Source organism: Escherichia ruysiae, from assembly GCF_031323975.1.
Taxonomy (GTDB): Bacteria; Pseudomonadota; Gammaproteobacteria; order Enterobacterales; family Enterobacteriaceae; genus Escherichia; species Escherichia ruysiae.
In genome coordinates this window covers 727,827-742,372 of record NZ_JAVIWS010000001.1, presented here as the reverse complement: position 1 = coordinate 742,372, position 14,546 = coordinate 727,827, and the positions used below count along the sequence as shown (strand labels likewise).

The following is a 14,546-nucleotide window of genomic DNA, read 5'->3' as shown; positions in this document are numbered from 1 at the left end:
CCATGTAAATTTATTTTCGGGTCAATAATTCACAAAAATAATGGTTAGATCAAATTTCACCTTGGGTCTGGAAAGGCTGGCAGCATCAAGGCATTAATGCCACAATCCTCTTTTCTTCTCATGCAGGATGAATGATGAAAAAACTCGCAATTGCAGGCGCACTTATGCTGCTGGCTGGCTGTGCCGAAGTTGAAAATTATAACAATGTTGTGAAAGCACCCGCGCCAGAGTGGCTGGCGGGCTACTGGCAGACCAAAGGGCCACAACGTGCTCTGGTCAGCCCTGAAGCGATAGGTAGCCTGATTGTTACTAAACAGGGGGATACGCTGGATTGTCGTCAGTGGCAGCGGGTGATTGCTTTACCGGGTAAGTTGACGCTGATATCGGATGATCTCACTAACGTTACTGTCAAACGTGAGCTATATGAAATTGAACGTGACGGTAACACTATCGAATATGACGGCATGACAATGGAACGCGTGAATCGACCGACGGCTGAATGTGCTGCCGTGCTGGAAAAAGCGCCGTTGCCGACGCCACTACCGTAATGAAATCCCCCTGGCGCTGGGGGATTTTTATGTCAAAAAAAGTGCCCGATGCGCAAGCTTATCGGGTCTGGAACTGTAGCGCCCCCGCAATAACGATGAGTGTATTTTCAGTGATCGGTTTTAAATCACCTCTTCGATAACCCACACACTGACGCTACCGCCGTTGCAAAAGAAGGTCGCTTCGCCATTTTCATCGGTTACTACGCTCTCTTGTCGATTACCCAGAAAGTCGCGCCAGGTTTTATTGCCGTAATTCTCCCCCAGATTAATGTTTTTTTCGCCATCGTCGCCGTTTGACATGACCACCACGCAGCCAGGATATTCGTCAGTACCGCTGCGACTAAACGCAATACAGTTCGGATGGTCGAAAAATAACGTCTGTACTCCGTGGGCGAAACGCTGGCGGGCGAGAATCAACTCATCAAGCTGTTCGATTATCGGCATATCTATCGGATAAGTTTGTCCGTCATCGCCGACATCTTCGTAATGAGCACCGTACAAATCAGGGTAGAACACGGAAGGGACGCCATTTTCCCGCAGCAAAATCAGGGCATAAGCCAGCGGTTTAAACCACGGTTCAACCGGCGCTTCAAGGGCTTGTAACGGTTGGGTGTCGTGATTGGCGACCAGCGTAACAGCATGGAAAGGATCGGCTTCCACCAGCGTACCGGTGAAAATCTGCGTCATGTCGTAGTCGCGCCCCATGCGTGATGCTTCGTGAAATTTCATCTGTAGCGGCGCATCAAACAGCATGGTTTTGCCTTCAACTTGATCAATATACGTTTGCAGCTTATCAACTTCGCGCGACCAGTATTCCGCCACAATAAATAGCGGCTTTGGCGCGACTTCCTGCACGTGTTCGATCCACTCTTTATAAAACCAGGCCGGAATATGTTTTACTGCGTCGAGACGAAAACCGTCGCATTGCGTTTGCTCCATCACCCAGCGCGCCCAGTATTTGAGCTCTTCCGTAACGGCATGGTTGCGAAAATCGATATTTTCACCCATCAGATAGTCAAAATTACCAAGCTCATCATCAACCTGGTCGTTCCAGCCTTCGCCGGTGTAGTCGTTGACGATTTTAAAGATACCGTCTTCGTTTGGGTTTTCGATATGGTCGATACCGCTAAAACATTTGAAATCCCAGATAAACTGCGAGTATTGCCCGCCACGAGCGGGAAAGGTGTAACGCGTCCAGCCTTCGCACTCAATGATTTCATCATCAATTTGCGTGCGATCGTCAGCATTGACGCGCTGTACGCGAATGGCTTCTTTTTCATCTGCGCCCATTTTGTGGTTGACGACCACGTCCAGCAGTACCGCAATGTCATTGCGTTTGAGTGCATCAATGGCGGCCAGCAGTTGTGCTTTATCGCCATATTTGGTGGGGATGCTGCCTTTTTGATCAAATTCGCCTAAATCAAATAAATCGTAGGAGTCGTAGCCGACCGAATACCCGCCCGATGCGCCTTTATAGGCTGGTGGCAGCCAGATCATATTGATACCAATATCATTAAAACCGTCGGCGCGCTCGGCCAGTTCAGGCCAGAGCTTGCCGCCTTCCGGGTAATACCAGTGAAAACATTGCAACAGCGTGGGATTACGCATTCTTCGACTCCACTCAAGGGGAACATTAGAAGCGTAGCCGTAATCGGATTATTCGCGAGCCATCATCTTTTTAAGCGTCAAAAGAGGTTTTCCTGCGGCGCCAGCACGTAGCCCCCCTGATCACCGTAGGCGCTTAACACAGATTTTTGCATTGATGACTGACCGACCAGTTTCGCCAGTTCATCCATCCGAATCTGCAATAACTGTTTTACTTTGTTTTCGTTTTCCAGAACGAGGCGCAGCAGCGGTCTGAGTTGCTCCTGTATCATGGCAGAGGGTTCCGTTTCTTCCGTTAGGTGTGCGATCTTTTGCACCGCATTGACATATTCCATTTCGCTGGCGATGAGTTCATTCCATCGTCCTTCTGTCGCCAGGCGTAACATGAGTTGGCTTTTTTCGACGAGTTGTTGCCAGGCAAAATACAAGTGCGGTGCGTGGTTCATCAGACAGGATCCTGAATCAAAGAAGGGGAGAGTAAAGACTCTTTCCAGGCATCGGCAAGGTTGCGCATCAACGTTTCCACTTCTTCGACTGCGGAGACATCGTTGCGTAAATTGGCTTGCAGCAAACGCCTGATCATATAGCTATACAGGGCTATCAAATTCTGGGTTAATTCGTCCTGGCTTTCTTCGTCAAGACCGATCCTCAGCCCGTTATCAATAATGCTGATCGCTTTTGACAAAGAGACGCCTTTTCCTTCCTGATTGTTGTCCTGCATAAACAGGCGCGCTCTTACCAGTGCACTCAACACGCCGTCAAATAGCATGGTGACCAATTGTTGTTGGCTGGCGCTCATTACGGCGCTTTCGACGCCAATTTGGGCATAGGCCTGGGTGCCTTTTGCGCTGTACATAGTCTCTCCTGAAGATTATTTCGAGCTGCTATTTGAGGTATCGAACTGCTGTGTCAGATAGCTACTGGTGGAGTTCAGCGAGTTCATTAACACATCTAATTGGGTAAACTGGGCTTTATAGCGCGCCATTAAGGTATCGATACGTTCACTGGCTGCGTTGTACTGATCAGTCAAATTGTTCAGCGTTTTGCTGACGCCATCTTTTGCTGCCTGGATTATCCCGGTGGAGGAGAGCCAACTGGTCAGATTGCTGCTAATGCCGGTGGTTACCCCTGTACTTTTACCGTCACCAATAAACATTTCACCGACGCCAGCGGCATCTTTCTTCAGCGCCGTTTGCAGCTTGTCGGTCGCGATTTCCAGCTTGCCGGTACTGGCATCGCTGGTAATGCCAATCTGTGCCAGCGTTTTATAGTTTGAACTGCTGTGGGTATTGGCGAGCAAGGTTTTAAGCTGAGTCTGGATGGTACGCAGTGTGGAGTCGCCGAGTAATGCGCCATTGCTGGAGTCCTGACTTTCTGCGCCGGCATCGACGGCGGTGTATTTGGTTAAGCTGCTGAACGTATCCTGCAATGTGTTATAGGCATCCACCCACGCTTTAACCGCATTTTCAGCTTTTGATGTGTCTTTACTGATGGTCAGTGTCTGATTACCAGTGGTGACGTCATTCAGGTTGAGGGTGATATCTTCCAGTGCGTCGCTGATAGTGTTACTGCTGTTTTCAATCTCAACGTTATTGACCGTCAGTTTGGCGTTTTGCGCGGTGACGCTTTCAATCATGCCATTGCTGCTATCACCTGAAGTTCCGTTGTAACCCATAAAACTTTCCAGGGCGCTGTCGCCGCTGACGCTAAGTTTCATCGCGTTATCGCTGCCCGTATCGTTAGCGGTGATGGACAGACGATACTCGCCGTTACCTACATTGATGATACTGGCGCTGACGCCAGCTTTGGCGTTGTTAATGGCATCGCGAATACCGGAAAGTGACGAGTTAGCCGCGCTGATATCAATCGTGACCGGATCTTTACCGCCGCCTTGCTGGATGGTCAGTACGCTATCGCTGGTGGCGATGGCGGCTTTACTGTCTTTTTGACTGTTTTTGGTGGTCAGCGTCTGTGCCTGCGCCAGTTGGCTGACGCTAATGGTGTATTTCCCGGCAATCGCGCTGCCCGTGGTGGTGGCGCTGAAAGCCGATGAACTACTGGTGGTTGAGGTGGCGGTAAATAAATCGGCTTTATTCAGTGCTGTGTTGGCTGTCTGGAAACTCTCCAGTGCGCTTTTCAGCGTCCCGTAGGCGCTCAGTTTTGCGGTGTAAGAGCTTTGCTGTTTTGATATCGGCGTCAGGGTAGATTTTTCTGCCGCCTCCAGACTGTCGAGGATGCTGCTTAAGTCCAGCCCCGACCCAACCCCAAGCGTTGAAATACTAGCCATATTGATTCCTTAATCATGCGACATGTAGAACGAATACCGGGGTTATCGGCGTAAGCGGGGCAAAGTTTACGATTTATTTTTTGGCTTAATGACACGAACAGCAACGAGGAAGGGGAGTATTTCGACCGCTAGAAAAAAATTCTAAAGGTTGTGAGAGACCAGACGATAACAGGGTTGACGGCGACGAAGCCGAAGGGTGGAAGCCCGATACTTAAACCGTAGAGCTAAAAAACAGGAATAAAAATTATGGCACAAGTCATTAACACCAACAGCCTCTCGCTGATCACTCAGAACAACATCAACAAAAATCAGTCTGCGCTGTCGACTTCTATCGAGCGCCTCTCTTCTGGTCTGCGTATTAACAGCGCGAAAGATGACGCCGCAGGTCAGGCGATTGCTAACCGCTTTACCTCTAACATTAAAGGCCTGACTCAGGCCGCGCGTAACGCCAACGACGGTATTTCTCTGGCGCAGACCGCAGAAGGCGCACTGTCTGAAATCAACAACAACTTGCAACGTGTGCGTGAGTTGACCGTTCAGGCGACGACCGGCACTAACTCTGATTCTGACCTGTCTTCTATTCAGGACGAAATCAAATCCCGTCTGGATGAAATTGACCGTGTTTCCGGTCAGACCCAGTTCAACGGCGTGAACGTGCTGGCGAAAAATGGTTCCATGAAGATTCAGGTTGGCGCGAATGATGGGCAGACCATCTCTATCGACTTGCAGAAAATTGATTCTTCCACGCTGGGGCTGAAAGGATTTGCCGTAGACGGTAATTCTTTAAATGTTGGCAATTCGATTACAAGTGTACCTCAGGACACAGGGGCCCCGAAAAATGTTACATTTGCAGCAACAACAGCTACAACGTTAGGTATTGCGGATACTAATAACTTAAGCCTGCATAATATTCTTGATAAAGATGGGGTCGCTACAGGAAATTACGTTGTTAAATCTGGTAGTGATTATTATGCGGCAACGCTGAATCAGACTAGTGGTGAAGTGACAATTAACACATCTGATGTAACTTACACTACTGCTGACGGTGCCACTGCGACTAAAAACGGTGTTGCAGTTAAAGTTGCAAATGATCCTACAACGGGCAATGCAGCTGGTTTTGTGACAGTTGATGGTAAAAATTATAAAGCTGGTACTAATGGTACAGATATTCTGGCCACTACAAATATTAATACAGTAATTAAGATGTCAACAGATACTGAATTTGCAGGTGCTTCGACCAGCGATCCGCTGGCGCTGCTGGACAAAGCGATTGCTTCTGTTGACAAATTCCGCTCCTCCCTCGGTGCCGTTCAAAACCGTCTGGATTCTGCGGTCACTAACCTGAACAACACCACCACCAATCTGTCTGAAGCGCAGTCCCGTATTCAGGACGCCGACTATGCGACCGAAGTGTCTAACATGTCGAAAGCGCAGATCATCCAGCAGGCGGGTAACTCTGTGCTGTCTAAGGCTAACCAGGTGCCGCAACAAGTTCTGTCTCTGCTGCAGGGTTAATCGTCGTAATATAACGACAGCAAACGCCAAATTGCCTGATGCGCTGCGCTTATCATGCCTAAAAGGTGAATCGCAATTAATAAATTTGCATATTCGCGTAGGTCGGATAAGGCGTTTACGCCGCATCCGGCAAGATGAGGCTGACGTTGTCAGCAATCTTAACCCCGCTCCGGCGGGGTTATTCTGCTCGTTATTTACCGATTACCCTAAATAACCCCTTATTTCACCCATTAATCGTCCGATTAAAAAACCTGCAGAAACGGATAATTATGCCGATTATTTATATAACGCAGGGCTGTTTATCGTGAAATCACTCTATACCGCTGAAGGTGTAATGGATAAACATTCGCTGTGGCAGCGTTATATCCCGCTGGTGCGTCACGAAGCATTGCGCCTGCAGGTTCGACTGCCCGCGAGTGTAGAACTTGACGATCTGCTACAGGCAGGCGGCATTGGATTACTTAATGCTGTTGAACGTTATGATGCCCTGCAAGGAACGGCATTTACAACTTACGCAGTGCAGCGTATCCGTGGTGCTATGCTGGATGAACTTCGCAGCCGTGACTGGGTGCCGCGCAGCGTGCGACGCAATGCACGTGAAGTGGCGCAGGCAATAGGGCAACTGGAGCAGGAGCTTGGCCGCAATGCCACAGAAACTGAAGTGGCAGAACGTTTAGGGATTGAAATCGCCGACTATCGACAAATGTTGCTTGATACGAATAACAGCCAACTTTTCTCCTATGATGAGTGGCGCGAAGAGCACGGTGATAGCATTGAACTGGTTACTGACGATCATCAGCGGGATAACCCATTGCAGCAATTACTGGACGGTAATTTGCGTCAGCGGGTGATGGAAGCCATCGAAATGTTACCGGAGCGCGAACAGTTGGTATTAACGCTCTATTACCAGGAAGAGCTTAATCTCAAAGAGATTGGCGCAGTGCTGGAAGTCGGTGAATCTCGGGTCAGTCAGTTACATAGCCAGGCTATTAAACGGTTACGCACCAAACTGGGTAAGTTATAACTTAGGTAAATGCCGCACATTAATTTTGAATACCAGGAGTTCTTAATAATGGTGCAGCACCAGAAAAGGCGGCCATTAAGCCGCTATCTTAAAGACTTTAAACATAGCCAGACTCATTGCGCATATTGCCGTAAATTACTCGATCGTATTACTCTCGTGCGCGATGGCAAGATAGTGAATAAAATAGCGATATCTCGCCTTGATACGCTGCTTGATGAAAATGGCTGGTTTGAGGAACAAAAATCATGGGCGGCATTATGCCGTTTCTGCGGCGATTTACATTGCAAAACCCAGAGTGATTTTTTTGATATTATCGGCTTTAAACAGTTTCTCTTTGATCATACTGAAATGAGCCCCGGCACTGTGCGTGAATATGTGGTACGTCTACGTCGTTTGGGTAATTATTTAAGCGAACACGATATTTCCTCCGACCTGCTGCAGGATGGTTTTCTTGATGAAAACCTGGCTCCCTGGCTGCCCACCACCAGCACCAATAATTATCGCATCGCATTACGTAAGTACCAGTGCTACCAGATGCAAACCCGTGGTGACCTTACGCAGAAATCCCCCAGCCTGTCAGCTTCTGATATATATTAAATAAGAATAAGATGTAGCAGAGTTGTTTTTGTGTCTTCGAACAATGGCTCTACACTGCAAACCAACATAACAACATTCGGGGTGAATATGAAATTAGTACATCTGGGACGTCAGGTGCTGATGGGGGTTATGGCCGTGGCGCTGGTTGCGGGTATGAGCGTGAAAAGTTTTGCCGACGAAGGTCTGCTCAATAAAGTGAAAGAGCGGGGCACTTTGCTGGTGGGACTGGAAGGGACTTACCCGCCGTTTAGCTTTCAGGGCGATGACGGTAAATTGACCGGTTTTGAGGTGGAATTTGCGCAACAACTGGCAAAACATCTGGGCGTGGAAGCCGCATTAAAACCGACAAAGTGGGACGGTATGCTGGCGTCACTGGATTCTAAGCGCATCGATGTGGTGATTAATCAGGTCACCATCTCTGATGAACGTAAGAAAAAATACGATTTCTCTACCCCGTACACCATTTCCGGTATTCAGGCGCTGGTGAAAAAAGGTAATGAAGGCACCATTAAAACCGCCGACGATTTGAAAGGTAAAAAAGTTGGCGTTGGTCTGGGGACTAACTATGAAGAGTGGCTGCGGCAGAATGTTCAGGGTGTTGATGTGCGTACCTATGATGATGATCCGACCAAATATCAGGATCTGCGCGTAGGTCGTATTGATGCCATCCTGGTTGATCGTCTGGCTGCGCTGGATTTGGTGAAAAAAACCAATGATACGCTGGCAGTAACCGGCGAAGCCTTCTCCCGCCAGGAGTCAGGTGTGGCGCTGCGTAAAGGTAACGAAGACCTGCTGAAAGCGGTTAACGATGCCATTGCAGAAATGCAAAAAGACGGCACCCTGCAAGCCCTTTCCGAAAAATGGTTTGGTGCTGATGTGACCAAATAATCACCTGCTTTAAGTTGACAGTTTTCTGTCTGTAAAACGCCTGATGAACTCCATCGGGCGTTTTGTATTTCAGTGCCAGGTGTGGTCGCTCATGGTTATAAATTGCCACGGATTTTTTTACCATTTCCCAGGTCTACGTCAGGTTTGTAGGACTCGAGAGTAAAACTCATTTTTCAGGATCTCATTTATTCGTTCAGCCAGCGCATTCTGGTCGCAGTCATAACCAACGGTCATTGAACAGGTTATCCCGTTTCTCTCATGCACTGACTGATAAAGAACTGGCCACTAAACTACCCGGTTCAGAATGTATACTTCACACCCAGCATGGCAGAGGCGTCGCTGTATCCCTCGTCACCGATCTGTACACCCACATTGCCCCACAGGTTCAGATGGTCATTTATCTGTCCCTCAACACCGGTTTTTACTTCTCCGATATTGCTGGCGGCGTCCTGATGTACCGTCACACCGTTCATGCGGGTGCCAAAATCACGGGTGTTGTGCAGCCAGTTCACCTCAACGGACGGACGGAACTCATGGGATTTGCCGCCGTTCATTCTGTTGTGCCCCTTAATCCAGGTTTTCACACCCAGACGGGTACGGACGTTGCCATCACCGGTGCTTTCAACATGGGTACCATTGCGTTCGCGGTGCTCATCAGCTTTTACGCCCATCCAGATAACCTGAGCCTGAGGCTGGACATACCATTCGTTCAGACTGCCATGGCTACCGGTAAACTCACCGGCTTTCCAGGCATAACCGGTTTCCAGTGAGGCTGTCAGACCTTTTGATTTCCAGGATTCCCCCGGCAGGCCGTCACCTTTCACATCGTTATCGAACCAACTGTACTGTGCCCAGCTATCCAGATAAGCCCCGCTATGTGTCTCATCATTAGCATACCAGGTGGCATACAGACCTGTGTTGTATCCTTTCACACTGCCTTTTGAACTGTATCCGGTACGTACAGAATCTGTATTGTTATGGTCATTACCGTAACCAGCCATAACCCCCAGATGCCAGCGGTCAGAGCTGTTCCGGCTCCACTGAGCCAGGTCACCGCCCATCTGCAGGACGTAACGGTTACCCTGTGTTTTCAGTTGGCCTGTACCGTCACGCCAGCGGTTGTGTCCCCCTTCATGGTGCATCCACATGCTGGTTTCTTTCTGCTCACCGGTAATCACATCGGTGTAATGCATCGGCCCCTGGCGTTCATAAAGACGGGATACGAACATGGTGTTTGCTGCAGCAATGTTCGCTGTGTAGGAGCCAGCTTCCGGACGCAGGTCGTTGTCATGACCACCCGGAGCAGGTTCAGGGGCAGGGGGGTGCATTGCTTTCAGAGCGCGCAGCAGGAACGGAGTGTTTTTACCACTGGTCAGATACCAGTTATCACGGTTGCTTCCCTGACCACGTCCCAGCGTGTAGTCATAAGCCCCGGCGGCAATACGCCCGGCCTGAATAAATGCAGCACTGTCAGCATTTCCGTCGACATGAATCAACTCAATACCGTTCAGTGTCTGTGCTCCGGTACCACCTGCATTTATAACAACCACTCGGGTCTGACTGGAAGCATTGCCTTTAATAACTAGTTTGTCTGTTGCGGAGCTGTCATTCCCCAGAGCGGTGTTCATGAGCAGTAAGCCATTATTACCGGTATAGTTACCTCCGATCGTCAGTACATTACCCGGAGCATCGGCTCTCAGGTCAAGAGTACCGCTGTTGGTTACGTTCCCGGCGACACCACCAGAGCCAGAGAGTGTCCCCTGCTGAGCGATGGTGACCTGGCTGTTAGCAAGCATGACAGGTGCATCAGCCTTGCCCAGAATCAGTGTGCCGGCAGTGTTAACCGAGCCTGCTCCCAGTCCGTCAGTAGTAAGCACCTTCACCATTGCCTTTTCTGCGATAGTGGTGGTGGCATTCAGGGCGCGGGTGGCACCAGTAATAGCGAACACGCCACCGCTGATGTTCAGGGAGCCAGAGCCGATGAGGGTACCTGCAGACAGGCCTCCACCTGCGAGGGTCAGATTACCGCCATTAATGTTCAGTATGGAACCTGCTGCGCTGTTCAGTTTACCTGCGGTCTGGCTGTGACCGTTCATGTCCAGCATGGTGTCGTCTGCCAGACGAATCTCGCTGGTCTGTCCCAGAGCACTGTTGCTGTTCATGCGAACATTGCCGCCACGGATGTCTGTTACACCCGTGTAAGTGTTTTGGGAGGACAGAATCAGTGTTCCTTCGCCGGCTTTGGTCAGCGTTTTTCCATCCCAGCCATGAGATAACTGAGCAGCATTGTTATCTGCAAGCCGTACCTTCAGCTCTAACACCGCGCCATTTCTCAGATCAAACGTGCCATATCCATTTCCTGAGGGGTCATTCCACTTCAGGGAAGAACTGACCTCTTTTACTGTCTGCCCGTTACCTCTAAGTGATGTTAAAACATAGTCTTCAGCACCATCACTCAGTAGATTATTATGTTGATAAATATTATTTTCAGAGAGCCCTGTTATGCCGTCGGAGGTCGTCAACAAGCCGTACTCATTTTGCTTCCATATTGTCATGGCAGTATCAACATTAAGCACTGCACCGTTATTGAACTGCATACTGTTGGCAGTTAAATGACTGGAACCTGTACCCATATTCAGCGATGAATCTTTGTCAAATACCGAACTTCCGCTAAAAGTGACATCAGCTCCCGAAACGGAAACATGTGTACCTGTACCCGCACTCAGATTGCCTTTTATCTCAGAGCTGGCGGAGTCTTTATTTGTAATGGACAGAAAATTACCATCAGCATTATTTACAGCACTATTCAAAACAATATCACCTTGAATGGTAGAACCGGCGTAGAGATTCAACGAGTTAGTTCCACCATTCAAAGATATTGCGGTGTCACAATCTTGCCCTCTGTTACCAGATACTCCTCCGGGGAAGTGAACGTTACTTTCACCTTCCTGTCCGCCACTACCAGGCAATATCCTGCCATGATTATTTATCGTAATATCACTCCCGGATATAGCAGTACCACCATTACCTCCGTTGCCACCATTACCTCCGGCACCAGTTTTATTATTTTCAAGGGAACGCCCTCCATCGCCACCATCACCACCAGTGCCGCCATTTCCGCCAATAATATTTCCATAATTATTTATTTCCATATTATTTCCAGATATGGCAATCCCCCCGGTGCCACCAATACCACCAATACCACCAGAACCAAGGGGCGCTGAGTCAGTGTGATCATATTCATCTGTACCACCTCTACCACCTTCACCACCAGTGCCCCCCTGTCCGCCAGTTATATCTCCCGTATTATTTATCTTAATATTATTACCATATATAGCAGTCCCTCCAATACCACCATTACCACCGCTACTCCCATTAATATTCTGATCGGTAGTAAATTCGACACTACCTTCGCCACCGCGAGCACCATCCCCCCCCTGGCCACCTGTAATGTGATTATTATTTGTTATCTCCATATTATTTCCGGATATGGCCGTGCCTCCATTCCCTCCGGTGCCGGCAGAAGAGCCCCATACTGCCCACCAGGCACCACTACTACCTTGCCCGGCAGTGATATTTCCGTTATTGCTTATTTGAAGATTATTGCCAGATATGGCAGTCCCACCAACAGCAGGAGTCCCAGTTAAACCACCGCTTTCATCGCCATAACCACTGGCTCCAGGCATTCCGCCATTGCCACCCGTAATGCTTCCGTTGTTCGTAATGGTAAGATCATCTCCGGAAATAGCGATACCCGCTTCACCTGCATCGCCTCCGCCATTACCATAACCTCCCCAACCGCCCTTACCACCGGAAATATAACCAGAATTAACAAGAGTAAAATTATTTCCAGTAATGGCTGTACCGCCCTGGCCCCCAGCAGAGCCCATTTTAGTAACATCATCATCACCAGCCCATCCGCCTTCACCGCCACTAATGCGAGTACCGCTGTTAATTGTCAGGATATTTTCATTCTGTAACGAACCGGGTACAACATTAACAGTGAGAGCATCTTCACCGGCCTCCCCATCATCATTACCCGACCTGTCCTGCGAGCCATCAGCACCAATGATATTTTCAGATATTTCAGCAGGGTTTCCTTCAGAAAGAGTAACTTCCTTTTTAGCTCCCAAAGCAGGCTGAATGGCCAGAGTGGCAGATATAAGGCTGCATAGTAACGTTGTCTTCATTCCCTCTTGCGTTATGCCGAATGTTTTTCTGTTTTTTATATAGATATCAAACCTTTCTTTTTTATTAATTTTGATTTTCACAAAAGCTCCAATTTTTTTGTTTAAGAATGTTGGTTAAATAGTTTGACTGTGTAATGTTATTGAGAAGTAATATGCATTATCTAATCATCATACAAATGAACGAAGCGAGCGAGCATTATTGCAAATAAACAGAAAAAATCTATCTCAAGCAATCAGGTTGATTTTTTTTGACAAGTAATTTGAAATTGTAATGTTTTCTGGATGTTAGTTTGTTTATTGATTAGTGTAATTTTAGATAGTGAGTGTTTCTCTGCTTCTTTTATAGGAAAAGTGTCTGAAAATATTCTCGGAGAATATAATATTCTTTTCCTAAAAATAGACTTAGGTATAAATAATAATTAATGCAGAGATAATGATTTTCATATTAATGAATGGGGGGATAACCAGACTTGAACAACCGAAAATGCCAGGAGAAGTTATACTCGTAACCAGGGGACATCAGATGTTCTGCTTTATGGATATAAGCAGCCTTTACACAGTTACGTTCCTGATGATCCATCGGACATTCAACAGTATCACGGGACCACAAACCTGATTCTATTAATGCACTACATGCCATCACCCGGAATCCGTGACTACTACAGTTGCCAGACGCTCAACGAAAGACCGATAAAACGCCAGAGTATGAATCACCCGCAGAGCGGTTCAACCAGTATGTTGCATCCATCGGGTGAAATCACAGCCAGAAACGTGTCAACGCTGTTCTGGACGGGGCATAATGACAAAAAAGGTGCTTTAATTAGCGCCTTTTTTATTTAAGCGTTTTTTGCGTGCATAATAACAATATCACAACAACACATACCGGAGGCTTTTATGCCACTGCATAATTTAACTCGTTTCCCACGGCTGGAGTTTATCGGCGCACCAACGCCGCTCGAATATCTGCCGCGTCTTTCTGATTATCTTGGGCGGGAAATTTTCATTAAACGGGATGACGTCACTCCGATGGCGATGGGCGGCAATAAATTACGCAAACTAGAGTTTCTCGCGGCAGACGCCCTGCGTGAAGGTGCCGACACTCTGATTACCGCCGGAGCGATTCAGTCTAACCACGTGCGCCAGACTGCCGCCGTCGCCGCAAAACTTGGGCTGCATTGTGTGGCGCTGCTGGAGAATCCTATCGGAACAGCCGCAGAAAACTATTTAACCAACGGCAATCGCTTGTTGTTGGATCTCTTCAATACCCAGATTGAAATGTGCGATGCGCTGACCGATCCCAATGCCCAACTGGAAGAGCTGGCAACGCGAGTCGAAGCGCAAGGGTTCCGTCCGTATGTCATTCCGGTTGGAGGTTCTAATGCTTTAGGCGCGCTGGGCTATGTGGAGAGCGCGCTGGAAATCGCGCAACAGTGTGAAGGGGCGGTTAATATTTCTTCGGTGGTGGTGGCGTCGGGCAGCGCCGGAACGCACGCTGGACTGGCAGTAGGATTGGAACAACTAATGCCAGAAAGCGAACTGATTGGCGTGACCGTGTCACGTTCCGTTGCTGACCAGTTGCCAAAAGTGGTTAACCTACAACAGGCAATAGCGAAAGAACTGGAACTGAGCGCATCAGCGGAAATTTTACTCTGGGATGACTATTTTGCGCCTGGCTACGGCGTGCCGAACGACGAAGGCATGGAAGCGGTGAAACTGTTGGCGCGGCTGGAAGGCATTCTGCTTGATCCTGTGTATACCGGAAAAGCGATGGCGGGGCTGATGGATGGCATCAGTCAGAAACGCTTCAAAGACGAAGGGCCGATTCTGTTTATTCATACTGGCGGCGCGCCTGCGCTGTTCGCCTATCATCCTCACGTCTAGCCCCGGAAACG

11 protein-coding genes and 2 pseudogenes are annotated in these 14,546 nt (G+C 48.6%); 6 read left to right on the top strand and 7 right to left on the bottom strand.

Annotated features, from left to right (window positions below; all coding sequences use genetic code 11):
• Positions 1 to 134: 134 nt before the first annotated feature.
• Positions 135 to 548 carry a lipoprotein YedD gene (yedD, locus tag RGV86_RS03800; RefSeq protein ID WP_010346797.1) on the top strand — a complete coding sequence of 138 codons (414 nt, stop codon included), beginning with the start codon at positions 135 to 137 and terminating at the stop codon, positions 546 to 548.
• 120 nt (positions 549 to 668) lie between these two features.
• Here the strand turns inward: yedD and amyA are convergent, their stop codons facing one another.
• The 4 genes from amyA to fliD form a co-directional block, all read right to left on the bottom strand.
• Positions 669 to 2,156, bottom strand: coding sequence for an alpha-amylase (amyA, locus tag RGV86_RS03795; RefSeq protein ID WP_085460812.1), 1,488 nt, complete (start codon positions 2,154 to 2,156; stop codon positions 669 to 671).
• Positions 2,157 to 2,233: 77 nt separating this feature from the next.
• The gene (gene fliT / locus RGV86_RS03790) at positions 2,234 to 2,599 is read right to left on the bottom strand and encodes a flagella biosynthesis regulatory protein FliT (RefSeq protein WP_001015044.1); all 366 of its coding nucleotides are present in this window, start codon (positions 2,597 to 2,599) and stop codon (positions 2,234 to 2,236) included.
• Complete coding sequence (gene fliS, locus RGV86_RS03785; protein ID WP_000286600.1) at positions 2,599 to 3,009, bottom strand: flagellar export chaperone FliS; 411 nt, start codon at positions 3,007 to 3,009, stop codon at positions 2,599 to 2,601. The genes fliT and fliS overlap by 1 nt, the downstream gene beginning before the upstream one ends.
• A gap of 15 nt (positions 3,010 to 3,024) precedes the next feature.
• Complete coding sequence (gene fliD, locus RGV86_RS03780; RefSeq protein WP_000146827.1) at positions 3,025 to 4,440, bottom strand: flagellar filament capping protein FliD; 1,416 nt, start codon at positions 4,438 to 4,440, stop codon at positions 3,025 to 3,027.
• Positions 4,441 to 4,686: 246 nt separating this feature from the next.
• Between fliD and RGV86_RS03775 the strand changes: the two genes are divergently transcribed.
• The 4 genes from RGV86_RS03775 to tcyJ all read left to right on the top strand — a co-directional run bounded on the left by RGV86_RS03775 (position 4,687) and on the right by tcyJ (position 8,464).
• The gene (locus RGV86_RS03775) at positions 4,687 to 5,955 is read left to right on the top strand and encodes a FliC/FljB family flagellin (protein WP_085460811.1); all 1,269 of its coding nucleotides are present in this window, start codon (positions 4,687 to 4,689) and stop codon (positions 5,953 to 5,955) included.
• A 304-nt stretch (positions 5,956 to 6,259) separates the two neighbouring features.
• Positions 6,260 to 6,979 (top strand): RNA polymerase sigma factor FliA, encoded by a 720-nt coding sequence (fliA, locus tag RGV86_RS03770; protein WP_000839543.1) that lies wholly within the window; start codon positions 6,260 to 6,262, stop codon positions 6,977 to 6,979.
• A gap of 45 nt (positions 6,980 to 7,024) precedes the next feature.
• Positions 7,025 to 7,576, top strand: coding sequence for a flagella biosynthesis regulatory protein FliZ (gene fliZ / locus RGV86_RS03765; RefSeq protein WP_024165180.1), 552 nt, complete (start codon positions 7,025 to 7,027; stop codon positions 7,574 to 7,576).
• A gap of 87 nt (positions 7,577 to 7,663) precedes the next feature.
• Positions 7,664 to 8,464, top strand: coding sequence for a cystine ABC transporter substrate-binding protein (gene tcyJ / locus RGV86_RS03760; protein WP_085460810.1), 801 nt, complete (start codon positions 7,664 to 7,666; stop codon positions 8,462 to 8,464).
• A 34-nt stretch (positions 8,465 to 8,498) separates the two neighbouring features.
• On the opposite strand, the pseudogene RGV86_RS03755 reads toward tcyJ, so the two are convergent.
• The 3 genes and pseudogenes from RGV86_RS03755 to RGV86_RS03745 form a co-directional block, all read right to left on the bottom strand.
• A pseudogene (locus RGV86_RS03755) lies at positions 8,499 to 8,740 on the bottom strand (integrase core domain-containing protein); the annotation flags it as partial.
• Between the two features lie 23 nt (positions 8,741 to 8,763).
• Entirely contained in the window at positions 8,764 to 12,735 is a 3,972-nt protein-coding gene (locus RGV86_RS03750) for an autotransporter outer membrane beta-barrel domain-containing protein (RefSeq protein WP_309508416.1), read from the bottom strand.
• A 439-nt stretch (positions 12,736 to 13,174) separates the two neighbouring features.
• Positions 13,175 to 13,309 (bottom strand): annotated as a pseudogene (locus RGV86_RS03745) (hypothetical protein); the annotation flags it as partial.
• A 239-nt stretch (positions 13,310 to 13,548) separates the two neighbouring features.
• On the opposite strand from RGV86_RS03745, the gene dcyD reads away from it, so the two are divergent.
• Positions 13,549 to 14,535 carry a D-cysteine desulfhydrase gene (gene dcyD, locus RGV86_RS03740; protein WP_085460808.1) on the top strand — a complete coding sequence of 329 codons (987 nt, stop codon included), beginning with the start codon at positions 13,549 to 13,551 and terminating at the stop codon, positions 14,533 to 14,535.
• The last annotated feature ends 11 nt before the right edge of the window (positions 14,536 to 14,546 follow it).

Coding starts and splice junctions, on each gene's coding strand:
- RGV86_RS03775 (WP_085460811.1), top strand. CDS start 4,687: ATGGCACAAGTCATTAACACCAACAGCCTCTCGCTGATCACTCAGAAC.
- amyA (WP_085460812.1), bottom strand. CDS start 2,156: ATGCGTAATCCCACGCTGTTGCAATGTTTTCACTGGTATTACCCGGAA.
- fliT (WP_001015044.1), bottom strand. CDS start 2,599: ATGAACCACGCACCGCACTTGTATTTTGCCTGGCAACAACTCGTCGAA.
- tcyJ (WP_085460810.1), top strand. CDS start 7,664: ATGAAATTAGTACATCTGGGACGTCAGGTGCTGATGGGGGTTATGGCC.
- dcyD (WP_085460808.1), top strand. CDS start 13,549: ATGCCACTGCATAATTTAACTCGTTTCCCACGGCTGGAGTTTATCGGC.
- fliD (WP_000146827.1), bottom strand. CDS start 4,440: ATGGCTAGTATTTCAACGCTTGGGGTTGGGTCGGGGCTGGACTTAAGC.
- yedD (WP_010346797.1), top strand. CDS start 135: ATGAAAAAACTCGCAATTGCAGGCGCACTTATGCTGCTGGCTGGCTGT.
- fliS (WP_000286600.1), bottom strand. CDS start 3,009: ATGTACAGCGCAAAAGGCACCCAGGCCTATGCCCAAATTGGCGTCGAA.